The following is an 18,370-nucleotide window of genomic DNA, read 5'->3' as shown; positions in this document are numbered from 1 at the left end:
AACCGTGCTCCTTGCCCGGAAACCCGCCAGGCGATCGGATACTTTGTCTCAGACGGCAGGTCTCCTGGCTCGCGAGTCATTGCCTTGGTTAGCCGCCTTCCCGGTGTTACCCAGTGGCTTTCGGCCTTGGCTCTTCGCTTACAGTTGCGGGGACAGCCGCGGATTTGGGATTTTTTCGTCCCGCACCGCATTCCCTCTTGGCCCTTGCCGTTGCGGGCAGGGGACCGTCTGGAGCGGATTTTAGGCTTTTGCAGGCAGCGGTGTCAACGCACGGCTACGACATGGCGATGTCGGCAGGGGCTGTCATGTCCCGGCTTCCGGCAGTGCCAGGATGACCTGTCGGATAGCTTGATAGCCATCGCTATAGTCCCAGTCATGACCGACAGCCAGATTCTGTCCCTCATGCCAAACCGCGTTGTCCAGAAGGACTTCGGCACTAATCAGCGTGCCCTTCAAGCCTGCCAGAAAGGTCCGGACAAAATGGCTTCCGGGGGGTACCGAAGCTGTGAACAGCTTTTCCAGCTTGGCATAGAATGCTGGATAGCCTGGTGTCAGCGAGCATAGCTCGGTTGTGGCCTGGGAAATGACCGGGCCGCTATAGATTTTCCAGCGGGCATCTTTTCGCCAGATCTTCCAACTGGCGCTGCTTCGCTGCCAAAGCTCTATTTCGGCCTGCATGTTCTCGCAGACGTGATCGGCCAGTCCCTCAATGGCCACATGGAAAACACCACGGAGAAACTTTTCAAACGCCTGGTTCAGTTCCTGTTCGCGCGTGTCGCCGAAGCCAGCAAAGGATTCAATGACCGGCTGAACATCAAGCAGCGGAGAAAAAATGTAGATTTCCAGGACCAGCCGGTCAGAACTCGTCTCGAACACCTCAGCCTCAAACCGAAGCTGCTTCGATTGGAGCATGACGTCCCTATCTCTGCGGACTGCATCTATTCCATGCGCAATGAGGGCGCCATGGATCATGTCGAGCACTTTGTCCGATGCCATTGCACAACCTACGAGGCTTATTGAGGCGTCTATGACAGACGCTGCAAGGGTTGGCCATCTCTCTCGCTAGCCAATGCCGGCCCCAGATTGCCGGCCGGCGTCACTTCGATGCGCTCAAGGCCAAGCCAGCCCTGCATCTCCTTTAGTTCCTCGAAAAGCTGTGCGGTGGTCTCAGGCGGTGCGCCTGCTTCGGCATAGGCGGCGTGGACGCGTAAGACACTCGCAGGCCGGTCGGCCTTGAGGTCGACGCGGGCGACGATCTTGTCGCCGAGCAAGAAAGGCAGCACGTAATAGCCATATTGCCGCTTGTCGGCCGGGGTGTAGATCTCGATGCGGTAGCGGAAATCGAAGAGACGCTCGGTGCGCGCGCGCTCGAAGACCACCGGATCGAAGGGGGCCAGCAAGGCGCGGGCCTCGATCTTTCGCGGCAGGCGGGCGTCCCTATAGAGGTAAGCCGGCTTGTCCCAACCTTCGACGTTTACCGGCAGCAACTCGCCCATCTCGACCAGTTCCTCCAACCGGCCCTTCATGTCGGCCGGCGACAAGCGGAAATAATCGCGCAGGTCACCCGACGTCGCGATGCCGTGGGCGCGGGCAGAAATGCGCAGCAATTCGCGGTGCGCGTCCTCGGCGGTCGGCACCGGCAGATCGAGGATCGCCTGCGGCAGCACGCGCTCGGGCAGGTCATAGAAGCGTTCGAAGCCACGGCGGTGCGCCGTGGTGATGCGTCCGGCCCAGAAGAGCCATTCGAAGGCGTGCTTGGCGTGGCTCCAGCCCCACCAGCCGCCCGAACCTTTCTGGCCTTCCAGTGCCGAAGCGGCAATCGGGCCGCGCTCGGCGACCGCGCGGTAGATCTCTTCGATATAGGCGGCGTGCTCGCGGCCCCATTTGGCGAGGCCGAGATACATTTCGTCGCCTTGCTCGGCCCGCTGCATGCGCCAGCGCATCAGCGGGTAGGTCTCGACCGGCAGGAACGAGGCCTCATGCGCCCAGTATTCGAACACCGTGCGTTTGCGGGTGATGGCCGCATTGTCGAGCAAAGCCAGCGGGTAGGGGCCAAGCCGCGAATAGAGCGGCATATAGTGGGCGCGCACCACCGCGCTGACGGAATCGATCTGCAGCAAGCCGGTGCGCGACAGCACGCGGGCGAGGTGGCGGCGATCGGGCGTGCCGACCGGGCGGGGATCGAGAAATCCTTGCGCGGCGAGCGCGATGCGCCTGGCCGCGGGGAGTGAGATTTTGTCCTTCGTCAAAGTGTCTTGCCTCGAACCATTTTCCCGACTTTAGCCGGCGATTCCGGTCATGCTAGCAGGCAAATGGCGGGAGATGTGTCAGGAGACAAAAGTGGAGTGAAAGATGAAGGAAATCAAACAGGAGGAGATCGGACCAGTTTTTCCCGGCCTGCCGTCCAGCACTGTCTTTTGAACAAGGTTTGACTTGCTTCGCTGAAAGCCGTGCGCTAACCCTCGCCGCGTTGCAGCAAAGGCACCTAAAACGGTTCAGCGGTTAAACTGTCGCGCTTCCGCATTAGGGTTGGTTGCTGTAATCAAAGTGGATTGGCCGCCAACGGAAAGCCGAGCATGAACGTACTCCTCAGTTCATACCTGCCCATCGTCCTCTTCATCGCCGTGGCCGCAGTTGTAGGCCTGGCGCTTATCATCGCGCCGTTCCTGGTGGCTTATCGCAATCCCGATCCGGAGAAGCTTTCCGCCTACGAGTGCGGGTTCAACTCGTTCGACGATGCCCGGATGAAATTCGACATCCGCTTCTACCTGGTGTCGATCCTGTTCATCATCTTCGATCTGGAAGTGGCCTTCCTGTTTCCGTGGGCGGTGTCGTTCTCGAAGATCGGCATGCTCGGTTTCTGGTCGATGATGGTGTTTTTGGCGGTGCTGACCATCGGCTTTGCCTATGAGTGGAAAAAAGGAGCGCTGGAATGGGATTGAACGACAGTTCCGGAACGCTCGTCGCGCCGAAGCCCAAAGGCCTGATCGACCCCAATACCGGACGTCCGGTCGGTTCCGACGATCCGTTCTTCCTCGAGATCAACAATGAACTGGCCGACAAGGGTTTTCTGGTCACCTCGACCGAGGCGCTGATCACCTGGGCACGCAGCGGCTCGCTGATGTTCATGACCTTCGGTCTCGCCTGCTGTGCCGTCGAGATGATCCACACCTCGATGCCGCGCTATGATTCGGAGCGGTTTGGCGTGGCTCCTCGCGCGTCGCCGCGCCAGTCGGACATAATGATCGTGGCGGGAACGCTGACCAACAAGATGGCCCCCGCTTTGCGCAAGGTCTACGACCAGATGCCGGAGCCGCGCTACGTCATCTCGATGGGCTCCTGCGCCAATGGCGGCGGCTATTATCACTATTCCTATTCGGTGGTGCGCGGCTGCGACCGCATCGTGCCGGTCGACATCTATGTGCCCGGCTGCCCGCCGAGCGCCGAAGCGCTGCTCTACGGCATTCTTCTCCTGCAGAAGAAGATCCGCCGCACCGGCACGATCGAACGGTAGACCCATGGCCGCATCCCTGAGCGAACTGTCGACCTATCTCGGCGAAAAGCTGCCGGGCCGCGTCACCGATGCGGTGCTTGCCTATGGCGAACTGACGATCTCGGTTGCTACAGACAATCTGATCGAGGTGACAAGCTTCCTGCGTGACAATTCGGGCTGCCAGTTCATTTCGATCATCGATATCTGCGGCGCCGACTACCCGTCGCGCGTCAAGCGTTTCGATGTCGTCTATCATTTGCTTTCGCCGAAGCAGAATTTGCGCATCCGCATCAAGGTGCAGGCCGACGAAGAGACGCTGGTGCCGTCGCTCACCGCTGTCTATCCCGGCGCCGACTGGTATGAGCGCGAGGCCTACGATCTCTATGGCGTGCTGTTCTCCGGCCATCCGGACCTGCGCCGCATCCTCACGGACTACGGTTTCGAGGGCCATCCCCTGCGCAAGGACTTCCCGCTGACCGGTTTCGTCGAGGTGCGCTACGACGACGAAGCCAAGCGCGTGATCTACGAGCCGGTGGAATTGAAGCAGGAATTCAGGAACTTCGATTTTCTCTCGCCATGGGAAGGGACGGACTACGTCCTGCCGGGCGATGAGAAGGCGAAACAGTGAGTAGGAAGTAGTGAGTAGTCAGTAGCAAAAGATTTGGAGCAACGGATCGAATCTTATCGCGACTTGAAGGTGTGGCAATCGGCGATGACGCTTGCTGAGGATTGCTACCGTTTCACCAAAGAGTTTCCGAGGGATGAGATTTACGGCATGACCTCTCAGATGCGCCGATCGGCGGTTTCGGTCGCAGCGAACGTCGCGGAGGGATACGGTCGGGAGAACAGAGGGTCGTTCGTTCAATTTTTGCGCATGGCGCAAGGCTCGTTGAAGGAACTGGAGACACACATACTGCTGGCATGTCGGGTTGGCCTGCTGCGAAAAGACAATGAGATTGAGCTGCCGCTGCGATGCGAAGAGATTGGAAAAATGATGAGATCTCTTATCCGAACGGTGCAGGCCAAGCAGGCGGAATGAAGCAGGCATTGAGATTGATGATCACTACTCACTACTCACTACTGACTCTTCGCCAGAGGCGCCAGAATGGCTGAAACCTCCGTCCGCAACTTTAACATCAACTTCGGACCGCAGCACCCTGCGGCGCACGGTGTTTTGCGTCTTGTGCTGGAGCTTGACGGCGAGGTGGTCGACCGCGTCGATCCGCATATCGGCTTGCTGCATCGCGGCACCGAAAAGCTGATCGAGCACAAAACCTATCTGCAGGCAGTGCCCTATCTCGACCGGCTCGACTATTGCGCACCGATGAACCAGGAGCATGCCTTCGCGCTCGCCACCGAGCGGTTGCTCGGCATCGAAGTGCCGAAGCGCGGCCAGTTGATCCGCGTGCTCTATTCCGAGCTCAGCCGCATCATGTCGCACATCCTCAATGTGACGACGCAGGCGCTGGATATCGGCGCGCTGACGCCGCCGCTGTGGGGTTTCGTCGAACGCGAAAAGCTGATGGTGTTTTATGAGCGCGCTTCCGGTTCGCGCATGCATGCGGCCTATTTCCGTCCCGGCGGCGTGCACCAGGATCTGCCGGCGAAGCTGGTCGAGGACATCGGCAAGTGGATCGACCCGTTCCTGAAGTCGCTTGACGACCTCGACAGGCTGCTTACCGGCAACCGCATCTTCAAGCAACGCAATGTCGATATCGGTATCGTGTCGCTTGCCGACGCCTGGGCCTGGGGCTTTTCCGGCGTCATGGTGCGCGGCTCGGGTGCGGCCTGGGATTTGCGCAAGTCGCAGCCTTATGAATGCTATTCCGAGATGGATTTCGACATCCCGATCGGCAAGAACGGCGACTGCTACGACCGTTATCTCGTGCGCATGGAAGAGATGCGCCAGTCGGCGAAAATCATGCGCCAGTGCGTCGACCTTCTGCTCGGCAAGGAGAGCACCGGGCCGGTGTCGAACCTCGACGGCAAGGTGGTGCCGCCGAAGCGCCAGGCGATGAAGCGCTCGATGGAAGCGCTGATCCATCATTTCAAGCTCTACACCGAGGGCTATCGCGTGCCGGCCGGCGAGGTCTATGCTGCCGTCGAGGCGCCGAAGGGCGAGTTCGGTGTCTATCTCGTCTCCGACGGCACCAACAAGCCCTATCGCTGCAAGCTGCGCGCGCCCGGCTTCGCGCATCTGCAAGCCATGGATTTCCTCTGCCGCGGCCACATGCTGGCCGACGTCACTGCCGTCCTGGGTTCCCTCGATATCGTCTTCGGGGAGGTTGATCGGTGATGGCGGCAGCCAATCCTACAGTGCGCTCTCAGGTCGGTGTTCGAGGGAATGCCGACGCTGCCCTACCGCGGTGGCGCGAATTGGCAAAAGCCATGCTGCCGGTCGAGTTCGCAGAGGCTTCTTACAACTCGACTCAGCACTGTTCGATCTATGACTTCTTTTTTACCCTGCTACCCAAGACGCGCCTTGCCCACCGCGACAATGACGTCGACAAGCTGGGTAGAATGCACGGGTTCGCCCAATGGGCTGCCGTTCACCCGAACAAACAGATTTGGAATGCGGCTGGTGTCGCTTTTTACGAGCACTTGTTCGACGATGACATCGACGCTGATGCGGTCATGGCATGGATCTCGCCTCAAGTAAGGCAAACTGTTCTGGGGCTGTGGCAATACATGTTGCCCGCAGAGCGATTTGCGAGTGTTGCTCGATCTGCCGAACGCATTCCGTTTTCTCATCAGAAAGAATGTGAAACCGCAATAGCTCTCGTAGCAGAGCAGGGGCCCGATCGCTAAATGTCAGTCCGCCGTCTCGCAGAAGCAAGCGTCCAGCCAGCCTCCTTCGCCTTCAACCGGGCGAATGCGGCGGTTGCGAAGCAATGGATCAAGAAATATCCGAAGGGCCGCGAGCAGTCGGCGATCATTCCCTTGCTGATGATTGCGCAGGAGCAGGAAGGCTGGGTCACCAAGGCGGCGATCGAGACGATTTCGGACATGCTCGGCATGCCGCGCATTCGCGGCCTCGAAGTCGCGACCTTCTACACGCAGTACCAGCTCAATCCGGTCGGCACGCGCGCACATATCCAGGTCTGCGGCACCACGCCCTGCATGCTGCGCGGCTCGGAAGCGCTGATGGATGTGTGCCGCTCGAAAATCCATCACGACCAATTCCACACCAACGACAAGGGCACACTGTCGTGGGAGGAAGTCGAATGCCTCGGCGCCTGCGTCAACGCGCCGATGGTGATGGTCTTCAAGGATACGTTCGAGGATCTCACCCCCGAGCGGCTGGCCGAAATCATCGATCTTTACGATGCGGGCAAGGGCGTCTCGGTTCCCACGGGACCGCAAAACGGCAGAACCGGCTCGGAGCCGGCGCCTGGCCTGACGACGCTGAAGAGCGAAAAGGCGATCCTCAAAGCAACGCGCGACAAGGAAGCCAGGGCGGCGAGCAAGGCTGCCCACGCGGCGCCCGACGCAATCATTGCGGCGCCTGTTCCGGCTCCTGCCGCTCCTGCAGCGGCCGCCCCGGTCGCGCCATCCAACGCCGGCAAACCGAAAACCGATGCGCCGGAAACCAGCTCGGCGTTGAAGTCGCCCTCCAGGGCCAAGGTTGCACCGGCGGCGGAAAAAGCGGCGAGCGTCCCGGCGCCCCTGCATTCGGCCGCCAACGCCAACACCGCGGCGCCTGAAGTCGAGAAGGTCGCCAAGCAGCGTAATGGCCCGAAGACCACCTCCACGCCGGCAGCTGCCTTCATCGCTCCGGAATTCAAGGCGCCAGCGGCCAACGCCCCGGTGGCCCCGACCGTCAAGGCGCCGACAGCCAGACCCGCAAAGCCGTCGCTCGAGGACAAGAACCGTCCGGCCGGAATCGACAGGCCGGCTGCGGTCGACGATCTCAAGCTGATCTCGGGCATTGGCCCGAAGATCGAGGGCATCCTTCATTCGCTTGGCATCTTCACCTTCACACAGGTCGCATCCTGGAATAAGGCCGAGCGCGACTGGGTGGATGGATATCTCGCTTTCCAGGGCCGCATCGAGCGCGACGACTGGGGCAAGCAGGCCAAGGCGCTCGCCAAGGGCGGCGTCGCCGAATACATCCGCGTCTTCGGCAAGGAGCCACGTTGATGGCTGAAGCGCAAAGCACCGGATCTTTGCTGTCGCTGCGCAGCATTGTCATCGGCGTTGTCTGCATCGCTGCTGCCAACATCCTTCTGGAGGGGCTTCGGCGCCTCGTCGAATTGCCGTTTTCGGATACCCTGGAATCGATGGCCGCGACCGGCATAGGCGTGCTGGTGTGGGTCTCGATCGTCTTGCGGGGAAAGAGGTAAGTCATGCTGGCTGACAAAGACCGCATCTTCAACAACATCTACGGGCTCTTCGACAAGTCACTGGCCGGCGCGATGGCGCGCGGCGCCTGGGACAACACGCCCGGCATCATCGCCAAGGGGCGAGAGTGGATCGTCAATGAGATGAAGGCGTCCGGCCTGCGCGGCCGTGGCGGCGCCGGCTTCCCGACCGGGCTGAAATGGTCGTTCATGCCCAAGCAGAGCGATGGAAGGCCGAGTTATCTCGTTGTCAACGCCGACGAGTCCGAGCCCGGCACGTGCAAGGACCGCGATATCCTGCGCAACGATCCGCACACCCTGGTCGAGGGCTCGTTCATCGCCGGCTTCGCCATGGGCGCGGTCGCCGCCTACATCTATGTGCGCGGCGAGTTCATCCGTGAGCGCGAGGCGCTGCAGCGCGCCATCGACGAGGCCTACGAGGCCAGGCTGATCGGCAAGAACAACACGTCCGGATACGATTTCGACATCTACATGCATCACGGCGCCGGCGCCTATATATGTGGCGAGGAAACAGCACTTCTCGAAAGCCTCGAAGGCAAGAAGGGCCAGCCCCGGCTGAAGCCGCCATTCCCAGCCAATGTCGGCTTGTACGGTTGTCCGACTACCGTGAACAATGTCGAGTCAATCGCGGTCGCGCCGACCATTTTGCGCCGTGGCGCCGCCTGGTTCTCGTCCTTCGGCCGCCCCAACAATGTCGGCACCAAGCTGTTTTGCATCTCGGGCCATGTCAACAATCCGTGCACCGTCGAAGAGGCGATGTCGATCCCGTTCCGCGAGCTGATCGAGACGCATTGCGGTGGCATTCGCGGCGGCTGGGACAATCTCCTCGCGGTCATTCCGGGCGGCGCTTCGGTGCCGCTGGTGCCGGCCGAGCAGATCATCGATGCGCCGATGGATTTCGATGCTTTGCGCGACCTGAAATCCGGCCTCGGCACGGCGGCTGTCATCGTCATGGACAAATCGACCGATATCGTGAAGGCGATCGCCAGGCTTTCCTATTTCTACAAGCATGAGAGCTGCGGCCAGTGCACGCCATGCCGCGAAGGCACCGGCTGGATGTGGCGGGTGATGGAGCGGCTGGTGCGCGGCGAGGCGCAGAAGCGCGAGATCGACATGCTGCTCGACGTCACCAAACAGGTGGAGGGTCATACGATCTGCGCGCTGGGCGATGCCGCGGCATGGCCGATCCAGGGCCTGATGCGGCATTTCCGCGGCGAGGTGGAGCGGCGCATCGACGAGTTTTCGCGCAACGCGCACCGGGCCGAACCGGTGATGGTGGCGGCTGAGTAGATTTGAAATACGGGCGCAAGCCCGGGACTGACACAGCGGGGCGGGGCAAGCGAAGAAACGACCAGGAGATGTCTATGGCGCAGTATTCGAACCCTTTGATGCCCAATTTGGACCAGCTTGAAAAGATGAACCAGGATTTGACCAGGATGATGCCGAAGGAGATGGCCAGCGCCGTCAACCTTCTCGCGCATCCTGTCGCTGGTGCCGCCGCGATGTCGGCGCTGGGCTTCGGCCTTGCCAACCATGCATTTGGCGTGTGGCTCGGCGCCTTGTCGGGTGCTGCCGAGGCATCGCAGCGGATTTTCCAGCCGATCATCGACGATTTCGAGCAGCGCACCCAAGAGTTCTCCGAGACCGCGCCGGCCACCAAGGCGCGCGCGGCGACCAGAACCCTGATCGCCGAGGCGCAGAGTTTTGCCCAGGATGTGACCGATATTGCCGCTCGCACCGTCGATGCCGAGCCGGAGAAGACCGATGCCGTCGCCGAAGGCGCGACGATCGGATTGATGCCGGAGGATTTCAGACAGCCCAAGGCCATGGCGCGTCCGGCCAAGCCGTCGGATCTCAAGGCGATCACCGGCGTTGGGCCGAAGCTGGAAAAGGTGCTGAACGGCCTCGGCATCTGGACCTTTGCCCAGATCGCGGCGTGGACGCCGGAAGAGATCGCCTGGGTCGAGGACTACCTGTCGCTCACCGGCCGCATCGGCCGCGACGAGTGGACCCGCCAGGCCGCGGCGCTGACGCTGGCTGCCAAGGCGAAGAAGTAGGGGTGGCAGGCATGGAGATCCACGACAGGAGCGATGTTCTCGATGTGCGCAATGCCATCGTCAGCAACTCCAGATTTGACGATGTGAACTTGTCGAACACGCAGTTTCACAACGTCGACCTGTCGGCGGCCGTGGTGGACGACGCGAACCTCTCGAACGCGTTTTTCAGCAATGTGAATATGAGCAATCTGAAGATAGAAAACGCTGAAGTCGCCGGCATGATGATCAATGGCATCAGGCTGAGCGATCTGTTTCAGGCATATGAGACGGCGCAGACCGCCGGGGGCAATTGATGGCAAAGCTCAAGGTCGACGGGAAAGAGATCACTGTACCCGACCACTACACGCTGCTGCAGGCGGCCGAGGACGCCGGCGCGGAAGTGCCGCGCTTCTGCTTCCATGAGCAGCTGTCGATTGCCGGCAATTGCCGCATGTGCCTGATCGAGGTGAAGGGCGGGCCGCCCAAGCCGCAGGCCTCCTGCGCCATGAATGTGCGCGACCTGCGTCCGGGACCCAATGGCGAGGCGCCTGAAATCTTCACCAACACGCCGATGGTCAAGAAGGCCCGCGAAGGCGTGATGGAATTCCTGCTGATCAACCATCCGCTGGATTGCCCGATCTGCGACCAGGGCGGCGAATGCGACCTGCAGGACCAGGCGATGGCCTTCGGCGTCGATTCCTCGCGCTATCACGAGAACAAGCGCGCGGTCGAAGACAAGTATATCGGCCCACTGGTCAAGACGGTTATGAACCGCTGCATCCACTGCACGCGCTGCGTTCGCTTCACCACGGAAGTTGCGGGCATTTCCGAGCTTGGCCTGATCGGCCGCGGCGAGGATGCCGAGATCACCACCTATCTCGAAAGCGCCATGACCTCGGAGCTGCAGGGCAATGTCATCGACCTCTGCCCGGTCGGCGCGCTGACGTCGAAGCCGTTCGCCTTCCAGGCGCGGCCGTGGGAGCTGACCAAGACAGAATCCATCGACGTCATGGACGCCGTCGGCTCGGCAATCCGCGTCGACAGCCGTGGCCGCGAGGTGATGCGCATCCTGCCGCGCGTCAATGAAGCGGTGAACGAGGAGTGGATTTCCGACAAGACCCGCTTCATCTGGGACGGATTGCGCACGCAGCGCCTCGACCGCCCCTATGTCCGCAAGGACGGAAAGCTGGCGCCGGCCAGCTGGGCCGAAGCGTTCGTTGCGATCAGGGATGCGGTGTCGAATGCGGCGCCCGAGAAAATCGGCGCGATTGCGGGCGATCTTGCCGCCGTCGAGGAAATCTACGCGCTTAAGCAGCTTATGGCTGCGTTGGGCTCGAAGAACACCGATTGCCGCCAGGACGGCGCCGCACTCGATCCCGCGCTCGGCCGCGCCAGCTACATCTTCAACCCCACCATCGAGGGCATCGAGCAGGCCGACGCGGTGCTGATCATCGGCGGCAATCCGCGCTTCGAGGCCTCGGTGCTCAATGCCCGCATCCGCAAGCGCTGGCGGATCGGCAATCTGCCGGTCGGCGTCATCGGCGAGGTCGGCGACACGCGTTACGACTATGAACAGCTCGGCGCCGGTCCGGAGTCGCTGAAAGACTTGGCCGATGGCAACGGCAAGTTCTTCCAGGTGCTGAAGAAGGCGACGCATCCGCTGATCATCGTCGGCCAGGGCGCACTATCGCGTGCCGACGGCGCGGCGGTGCTCGGCCAGGCGGCGAAACTCGCCACGGCCGTGAACGCTGCCCGCGCCGACTGGAACGGCTTTGCCGTGCTGCACACTGCGGCCGCGCGCGTCGGCGGTCTCGATGTCGGCTTCGTGCCTGGCAAGGGCGGCAAGAACGTTGCCGGCATGCTGGGGGAGAGCGAGGTTCTGTTCCTGCTCGGCGCCGACGAGATCGACATGTCCAAGACCGGCGGCGCCTTCGTTGTCTATGTCGGAACGCATGGCGACGCCGGTGCGCACCGCGCCAATGTCATCCTGCCGGGAGCCGCCTACACCGAAAAGTCCGGCACCTATGTCAACACCGAGGGACGCGTGCAGCAGACCAACCGCGCCGGCTTCGCGCCGGGCGATGCGCGCGAGGACTGGGCGATCCTGAGGGCATTGTCCGATGTGCTGGGCAAGAAACTACCGTTCGATTCGCTGCAGCAGTTGCGCGCCAAACTCTATGGCGAATACCCGCATCTCGCCCGCATCGATCATGTTGTCTCAGGCAACCCCGACGACATCGCCAGGGTGGCGAAGCTCGGCGGGCGGCTGAACAAGGGCACTTTCACCTCGCCGGTCACGGATTTCTATCTGACGAACCCGATCGCGCGGGCCTCCGCCGTCATGGCGGAATGCTCGGCGCTGGCGAAAAACGGCTTCAGGCAGGCGGCAGAGTAGACATGGACACTTTCTTCTCCTTCTATGTGGTGCCGACGCTGATCATCCTTTTAAAGTCGGTCGTGCTGATCGTCGTTTTGCTGATCGGGGTTGCCTACCTGCTTTACGCCGACCGCAAGATCTGGGCGGCGGTGCAATTGCGCCGCGGCCCGAACGTCGTCGGCCCGTGGGGCACGCTGCAGGCTTTCGCCGATCTGCTGAAATTCGTCTTCAAGGAACCGGTCATTCCGTCCGGCGCCAACAAGGGCGTGTTCCTGCTGGCGCCGCTGGTGTCGGCCGTGCTGGCAATCTCGGCCTGGGCGGTCATTCCCGTCAATGCGGGCTGGGGGATCGCCAACGTCAATGTCGGCATCCTCTACGTCTTCGCCATCTCCTCGCTCGAGGTCTACGGCGTGATCATGGGCGGCTGGGCGTCCAACTCGAAATACCCGTTCCTCGGCGCGCTGCGCTCGGCGGCGCAGATGGTGTCCTACGAAGTCTCGATCGGCTTCGTCATCGTCACCGTGCTGCTCTGCGTCGGCTCGCTCAACCTGTCGGACATCGTGCTGTCGCAGCAGGATGGGCTGGGCACCAAGCTTGGCCTGCCCAACAGCTTCCTCGACTGGCACTGGCTGGCGCTGTTCCCGATGTTCGTCATTTTCTTCATCTCGGCGCTGGCCGAGACCAACCGCCCGCCCTTCGACCTGGTGGAAGCCGAGTCGGAACTCGTCGCCGGCCATATGGTCGAATACTCCTCGACGCCGTTCCTGTTGTTCTTCCTCGGCGAATATGTCGCCGTGGTGATGATGTGCGCGCTGGCCACCATCCTGTTCCTCGGCGGCTGGCTGCCGCCCTTCGACTTCGCCCCCTTCACCTGGGTGCCCGGCGTGATCTGGTTCGTGCTCAAGATCTGCCTGATGTTCTTCATGTTCTCCATGGTGAAGGCCTTCGTGCCGCGCTACCGATACGACCAGCTGATGCGGCTGGGCTGGAAAGTGTTCCTGCCGATCTCCCTGTTCATGGTCGTTGCCACCGCGGCCTTCCTCAAAATCACGGGGTTTGCGTGATGTCCGCTTTTGGCCAGGCCGCAAAATCGCTGCTGCTGCAGGATTTCGTCAGCGCCTTCTTCCTGTCGATGCGCCAGTTCTTCGCGCCGAAGGAAACGATCAACTATCCGCACGAGAAAGGGCCGACCAGCCCGCGCTTCCGTGGCGAGCATGCGCTGCGCCGCTATCCCAATGGCGAGGAACGCTGCATCGCCTGCAAATTGTGCGAAGCGATCTGTCCGGCGCAGGCGATCACCATCGAGGCCGGCCCGCGCCGCAATGACGGCACGCGCCGCACCGTGCGCTACGACATCGACATGGTGAAGTGCATCTATTGCGGCTTCTGCCAGGAAGCCTGCCCGGTCGACGCCATCGTCGAGGGGCCGAATTTCGAGTTCGCGACGGAGACGCGCGAAGAGCTTTACTACGACAAGGACAGGCTGCTGGCGAATGGCGACCGCTGGGAGCGCGAACTGGCGCGCAACATCTCGCTGGACTCGCCCTACCGCTGACATTTGACGCATGGACGGGGCGAGGGGCCTCGTCTAAGGACAACGCAACTTGCCGGCCGGAGGCGGTCGCAGAAATCAAACAGGACGGATGTCCTGTTTGGACAGGAACCCGGGGGATCCCCAATGCTGAGTGGACTAGAGGCGGCCTTTTTCTACCTCTTCGCCTTTGTCGCGGTGGCGTCGGCCTTCATGGTCATTTCGTCGCGCAACCCCGTGCATTCCGTGCTGTTCCTGATCCTGACCTTCTTCAACGCCGCCGGCCTGTTCATGCTGACCGGCGCCGAGTTCCTGGCGATGATCCTGCTTGTCGTCTATGTCGGCGCGGTCATGGTGCTGTTCCTGTTCGTCGTCATGATGCTCGATGTCGACTTCGCCGAGATGAAGGAAGGCGCCCTGCAATATGCGCCGATCGGCGCGCTGGTCGGGCTGATCCTGGCGGCCGAGCTGATCGTGGTGCTCGGCGGCTACACCTTCGCGCCGCAACTGGCCTCGACGGTCTCCAAACCCATCCCGGATCTTGCCGCGCGGACAAACACCGCAGCACTCGGCGACATCCTCTATACCGACTACCTCTACTACTTCCAGATTTCGGGCCTCATCCTGCTGGTCGCCATGATCGGCGCCATCGTCCTGACGCTGCGCCACAAGGAAGGGATCAAGCGGCAGTCGATCGCAGCCCAGGTCGGCCGCACGCCGGCGACAGGCATGGAAATCCGCAAGGTCAAGTCGGGCGAGGGGCTCTGAGATGGTCGTCGGCATCGCACATTACCTGACCGTATCGGCGATCCTGTTCACGCTCGGCGTGTTCGGCATCTTCCTGAACCGCAGGAACATCATCGTCATCCTGATGTCGATCGAGCTGATCCTTTTGGCGGTCAACATCAATTTCGTCGCCTTCTCGGCGGCATTGGGCGATCTCGTCGGCCAGGTGTTTGCCCTGTTCGTGCTGACGGTCGCGGCCGCCGAAGCGGCCATCGGTCTTGCCATTCTCGTCGTCTTCTTCCGCAACCGCGGCTCGATCGCGGTCGAAGACGTGAACCAGATGAAGGGTTGACGGGGCTAACATGTATCAAGCGATCGTCTTCCTTCCGCTGCTCGGCTTCCTGATTGTCGGCCTGTTCGGCAATGCGCTCGGCGCCAAGGCATCGGAATATATCACCTCGGGCTTCCTGGTGATCTCGGCCGTGCTGTCCTGGGTCGCCTTCTTCTCCGTCGGCTTCGGCGAAGGCGAGGTGTTCACCGTGCCGGTACTGCGCTGGATCCAATCCGGCGGCTTGGACGCGTCCTGGGCGCTCAGGATCGATACGCTGACGGTGGTCATGCTGGTGGTGGTCAACACGGTGTCGGCGCTGGTCCACATCTATTCGATCGGCTACATGCACCACGATCCGAACCGGCCGCGCTTCTTCGCCTATCTGTCGCTGTTCACCTTCGCCATGCTGATGCTGGTGACGGCGGACAATCTGGTGCAGATGTTCTTCGGCTGGGAAGGGGTGGGTCTCGCCTCCTATTTGCTGATCGGCTTCTGGTACAAGAAGCCGTCGGCCAATGCCGCTGCGATCAAGGCCTTCGTCGTCAACCGCGTCGGCGATTTCGGCTTTGCGCTCGGCATTTTCGGCGTCTTCGTTTTGTTCGGCTCGGTCAATCTGGGCACCATCTTCGCCAATGCCGCTACGTTCATTCCGGCTGAAGGCGCCCCACAAGGCGCCGCCGTGCTTACCTTCCTCGGCTATGCGCTGGACAAGCAGGCGGCCATGACCATCGTCTGCCTGCTGCTGTTCATGGGCGCCATGGGCAAGTCGGCGCAGGTGCCGCTGCACACTTGGCTGCCGGACGCCATGGAAGGCCCGACGCCGGTTTCCGCGCTGATCCATGCCGCCACCATGGTTACGGCCGGCGTGTTCATGCTGGCGCGGCTGTCGCCGCTGTTCGAACTGTCGCATTCGGCGCTGACCGTGGTGACCTTCATCGGCGCCTTCACCGCCTTCTTCGCGGCGACCGTCGGCCTGGTTCAGAACGACATCAAGCGCGTCATCGCCTATTCGACCTGCTCGCAGCTCGGCTACATGTTCGTCGCGCTCGGCGTCGGCGCCTATGGCGCGGCGATCTTCCATCTGTTCACGCATGCCTTCTTCAAGGCGCTGCTGTTCCTGGGCTCCGGCTCGGTCATCCATGCCGTGTCCGACGAGCAGGACATGCGCAAGATGGGTGGCCTGCGGAAGCTCATTCCGAAGACCTACTGGATGATGGTGATCGGCACGCTGGCGCTGACCGGCGTCGGCATTCCGGTGACCGTCATCGGCACCGCCGGCTTCTTCTCCAAGGATGCCATCATCGAGGCTGCCTTTGCCGGCCACAATTCGGTCGCCGGCCTCGCTTTTGTCCTGCTGGTCATCGCCGCCTGCTTCACCTCTTTCTACTCCTGGCGGCTGATCTTCATGACCTTCCACGGCGAGCCGCGGGCGAGCCACGACGTCATGCACCATGTCCATGAATCGCCGCCGGTGATGCTGGTGCCGCTGTTCATCCTGGCCGCGGGCGCGCTGTTTGCCGGCGTTATCTTCCATGGCGCCTTCATCGGCGAAGCCTATGCCGAATTTTGGAAGGCGTCGCTGTTCACGCTGCCGGACAACCACATCCTGCACGATATCCACGAATTGCCGCTGTGGGTCGAGCTGGCACCGTTCGTCGCCATGGTCATCGGCTTTGCCGTCGCCTGGAAGTTCTACATCCGCTCGCCGGAACTGCCCCGGAGTGTCGCCGCCAACCATCGGCTGCTCTATGCCTTCCTGCTCAACAAATGGTACTTTGACGAGCTCTACGACGTCCTGTTCGTGCGGCCGGCAAAGGCGCTGGGCAGGTTCTTGTGGAAGACCGGCGACGGCACCATCATCGACGGGCTCGGTCCTGACGGCATTTCGGCGCGCGTCGTCGACGTCACCGACCGCGTCGTCAAGCTGCAGACCGGCTATCTCTATCACTATGCATTCGCCATGCTGATCGGCGTGGCCGCACTCGTCACCTGGATGATGCTCTGATGACCGCCTGGCCAATCCTCTCGCTGGTCACCTTCCTGCCGCTCGTAGGTGTGCTGCTGATCCTGTTCATCAGGGATGACAGCCCGAATGCGCGTCGCAACATCCGCGCCATCGCGTTCACGACGACGGCGGCCACCTTCATCATCTCGCTGTTCATCTGGACCGGCTTCGACAATTCGCAGGCCGGCTTCCAGTTCGTCGAGAAGTTTGCCTGGCTGGATTCCGGCATCTCCTACCATATGGGCGTCGACGGCATTTCGATGCTGTTCGTCATCCTCACGACGTTCCTGATGCCGCTCTGCATCCTGGCGTCGTGGGAAGCGATCGACAAGCGCGTCAAGGCCTACATGATTGCCTTCCTGCTCTTGGAAACGCTGATGATCGGCGTGTTCTGCGCGCTCGACATCGTGCTGTTCTACGTCTTCTTCGAGGCCGGCCTGATCCCGATGTTCATCATCATCGGCGTCTGGGGCGGCAAGCGCCGCGTCTATGCCTCGTTCAAGTTCTTCCTCTACACGTTGGCCGGCTCGGTGCTGATGCTGCTCGCCATCATGGCGATGTTCTTCCAGGCGGGCACCACCGACATCCCGACGCTGCTGACCCACAACTTCCCGGCCCACATGCAGACATGGCTATTTCTGGCCTTCTTCGCCTCCTTCGCGGTGAAGATGCCGATGTGGCCGGTGCACACCTGGCTGCCCGATGCGCACGTCGAAGCGCCGACGGCGGGCTCGGTGATCCTGGCCGGCATCCTGTTGAAAATGGGTGGGTACGGCTTCCTGCGCTTCTCCCTGCCGATGTTCCCGCTGGCGTCGGAAATGTTCGCGCCGCTGGTGTTTACGCTGTCGGTCGTCGCCATCATCTACACCTCGCTGGTGGCGCTGATGCAGGAGGACATGAAGAAGCTGATCGCCTATTCCTCCGTCGCCCATATGGGCTTCGTCACCATGGGCATCTTCGCCATGAACCAGGAAGGCGTGCAGGGCGCGATCTTCCAGATGCTGAGCCACGGCCTCGTCTCGGGCGCACTGTTCCTGTGCGTCGGCGTCATTTACGACCGCATGCACACGCGAGAGATCGACGCCTATGGCGGCTTGGTCAACAACATGCCGAAATACGCAACCGTGTTCCTGATCTTCACCATGGCCAATGTCGGCTTGCCCGGCACGTCAGGCTTCGTCGGCGAGTTCCTGACCATGCTCGGCGTGTTCCGGGTCAACACCTGGGTGGCGTTCTTCGCCGCCACCGGCGTCATCCTGTCGGCGGCCTACGCGCTCTGGCTCTACCGCCGGGTGATCTTCGGCGCGCTGACCAAGGAAAGCCTGAAGGGCCTGCTCGATCTGTCGACGCGCGAGAAGGCGATCATCTACCCGCTGGTCGTGCTGGTCATCTTCTTCGGCGTCTATCCCGCTCCCGTCTTCGATGCCACGGCCCAGTCGGTCAAGGCGCTCGTCACCAATGTCACCGCATCCATCGGCGCCGCGCAGACCGCGGCGGCGAACTGACCAGA

Annotated in this window: 20 protein-coding genes and 1 riboswitch; of the genes, 18 read left to right on the top strand and 2 right to left on the bottom strand. The window is 61.7% G+C overall.

Annotation, left to right across the window (positions count from 1 at the left end):
* Positions 1-37 precede the first annotated feature (37 nt).
* Positions 38-244: riboswitch (cobalamin riboswitch) on the bottom strand.
* Positions 245-303: 59 nt separating this feature from the next.
* Entirely contained in the window at positions 304-996 is a 693-nt protein-coding gene (locus NKI64_RS17365; RefSeq protein ID WP_023690307.1) for a DUF6348 family protein, read from the bottom strand.
* Positions 997-1,025: 29 nt separating this feature from the next.
* Positions 1,026-2,249, bottom strand: coding sequence for a winged helix-turn-helix domain-containing protein (locus tag NKI64_RS17360; protein ID WP_352629119.1), 1,224 nt, complete (start codon positions 2,247-2,249; stop codon positions 1,026-1,028).
* Positions 2,250-2,576: 327 nt separating this feature from the next.
* Here NKI64_RS17360 and NKI64_RS17355 point away from each other — a divergent pair, with 327 nt between their 5' ends.
* The 18 genes from NKI64_RS17355 to NKI64_RS17270 all read left to right on the top strand — a co-directional run bounded on the left by NKI64_RS17355 (position 2,577) and on the right by NKI64_RS17270 (position 18,365).
* A complete protein-coding gene (locus NKI64_RS17355; protein WP_023670825.1) occupies positions 2,577-2,942 on the top strand; it encodes an NADH-quinone oxidoreductase subunit A in 366 nt (121 codons plus the stop codon).
* The gene (locus tag NKI64_RS17350) at positions 2,933-3,514 is read left to right on the top strand and encodes a NuoB/complex I 20 kDa subunit family protein (RefSeq protein ID WP_023670824.1); all 582 of its coding nucleotides are present in this window, start codon (positions 2,933-2,935) and stop codon (positions 3,512-3,514) included. The genes NKI64_RS17355 and NKI64_RS17350 overlap by 10 nt, the downstream gene beginning before the upstream one ends.
* A 4-nt stretch (positions 3,515-3,518) precedes the next feature.
* Complete coding sequence (locus tag NKI64_RS17345) at positions 3,519-4,121, top strand: NADH-quinone oxidoreductase subunit C (protein ID WP_023685194.1); 603 nt, start codon at positions 3,519-3,521, stop codon at positions 4,119-4,121.
* A 33-nt stretch (positions 4,122-4,154) separates the two neighbouring features.
* Complete coding sequence (locus tag NKI64_RS17340) at positions 4,155-4,532, top strand: four helix bundle protein (RefSeq protein ID WP_031196361.1); 378 nt, start codon at positions 4,155-4,157, stop codon at positions 4,530-4,532.
* Between the two features lie 66 nt (positions 4,533-4,598).
* Positions 4,599-5,789: an NADH-quinone oxidoreductase subunit D gene (locus NKI64_RS17335; RefSeq protein ID WP_023685196.1), complete on the top strand. Its 1,191-nt coding sequence runs from the start codon at positions 4,599-4,601 to the stop codon at positions 5,787-5,789.
* Positions 5,789-6,301 (top strand): DUF7674 family protein, encoded by a 513-nt coding sequence (locus tag NKI64_RS17330; RefSeq protein WP_023700376.1) that lies wholly within the window; start codon positions 5,789-5,791, stop codon positions 6,299-6,301. Before NKI64_RS17335 ends, NKI64_RS17330 begins: the two co-directional genes overlap by 1 nt.
* On the top strand, positions 6,302-7,633 hold the full coding sequence (locus NKI64_RS17325) for an NADH-quinone oxidoreductase subunit E (RefSeq protein WP_352668917.1): 1,332 nt from the start codon (positions 6,302-6,304) through the stop codon (positions 7,631-7,633). It begins immediately after the preceding gene.
* Positions 7,633-7,836, top strand: a complete 204-nt coding sequence (locus NKI64_RS17320; protein WP_023670820.1) for a hypothetical protein — start codon at positions 7,633-7,635, stop codon at positions 7,834-7,836. The genes NKI64_RS17325 and NKI64_RS17320 overlap by 1 nt, the downstream gene beginning before the upstream one ends.
* Before the next feature lie 3 nt (positions 7,837-7,839).
* On the top strand, positions 7,840-9,144 hold the full coding sequence (gene nuoF, locus NKI64_RS17315) for an NADH-quinone oxidoreductase subunit NuoF (RefSeq protein WP_023670819.1): 1,305 nt from the start codon (positions 7,840-7,842) through the stop codon (positions 9,142-9,144).
* Positions 9,145-9,218: 74 nt separating this feature from the next.
* Positions 9,219-9,911 (top strand): helix-hairpin-helix domain-containing protein, encoded by a 693-nt coding sequence (locus NKI64_RS17310; protein WP_023685199.1) that lies wholly within the window; start codon positions 9,219-9,221, stop codon positions 9,909-9,911.
* An 11-nt stretch (positions 9,912-9,922) separates the two neighbouring features.
* Complete coding sequence (locus tag NKI64_RS17305; protein WP_023685200.1) at positions 9,923-10,204, top strand: pentapeptide repeat-containing protein; 282 nt, start codon at positions 9,923-9,925, stop codon at positions 10,202-10,204.
* Positions 10,204-12,285 carry an NADH-quinone oxidoreductase subunit NuoG gene (gene nuoG, locus NKI64_RS17300; protein WP_352668913.1) on the top strand — a complete coding sequence of 694 codons (2,082 nt, stop codon included), beginning with the start codon at positions 10,204-10,206 and terminating at the stop codon, positions 12,283-12,285. The genes NKI64_RS17305 and nuoG overlap by 1 nt, the downstream gene beginning before the upstream one ends.
* Positions 12,286-12,287: 2 nt before the next feature.
* Complete coding sequence (gene nuoH / locus NKI64_RS17295; RefSeq protein ID WP_023735918.1) at positions 12,288-13,331, top strand: NADH-quinone oxidoreductase subunit NuoH; 1,044 nt, start codon at positions 12,288-12,290, stop codon at positions 13,329-13,331.
* Positions 13,331-13,822, top strand: a complete 492-nt coding sequence (nuoI, locus tag NKI64_RS17290; protein ID WP_023685203.1) for an NADH-quinone oxidoreductase subunit NuoI — start codon at positions 13,331-13,333, stop codon at positions 13,820-13,822. Before nuoH ends, nuoI begins: the two co-directional genes overlap by 1 nt.
* A gap of 123 nt (positions 13,823-13,945) precedes the next feature.
* Positions 13,946-14,566 (top strand): NADH-quinone oxidoreductase subunit J, encoded by a 621-nt coding sequence (locus NKI64_RS17285; RefSeq protein WP_023670812.1) that lies wholly within the window; start codon positions 13,946-13,948, stop codon positions 14,564-14,566.
* A gap of 1 nt (position 14,567) precedes the next feature.
* Positions 14,568-14,876, top strand: a complete 309-nt coding sequence (gene nuoK, locus NKI64_RS17280) for an NADH-quinone oxidoreductase subunit NuoK (RefSeq protein ID WP_023670810.1) — start codon at positions 14,568-14,570, stop codon at positions 14,874-14,876.
* 10 nt (positions 14,877-14,886) lie between these two features.
* Positions 14,887-16,860, top strand: a complete 1,974-nt coding sequence (gene nuoL, locus NKI64_RS17275; protein WP_023685204.1) for an NADH-quinone oxidoreductase subunit L — start codon at positions 14,887-14,889, stop codon at positions 16,858-16,860.
* Complete coding sequence (locus NKI64_RS17270; protein WP_023670808.1) at positions 16,860-18,365, top strand: NADH-quinone oxidoreductase subunit M; 1,506 nt, start codon at positions 16,860-16,862, stop codon at positions 18,363-18,365. The genes nuoL and NKI64_RS17270 overlap by 1 nt, the downstream gene beginning before the upstream one ends.
* Positions 18,366-18,370 lie beyond the last annotated feature (5 nt).

Origin of the sequence: Mesorhizobium sp. M0478 (assembly GCF_040321305.1) — a bacterium.
Classification (GTDB): Bacteria; Pseudomonadota; Alphaproteobacteria; order Rhizobiales; family Rhizobiaceae; genus Mesorhizobium.
This window is presented reverse-complemented; position numbering and strand designations above follow the sequence as displayed.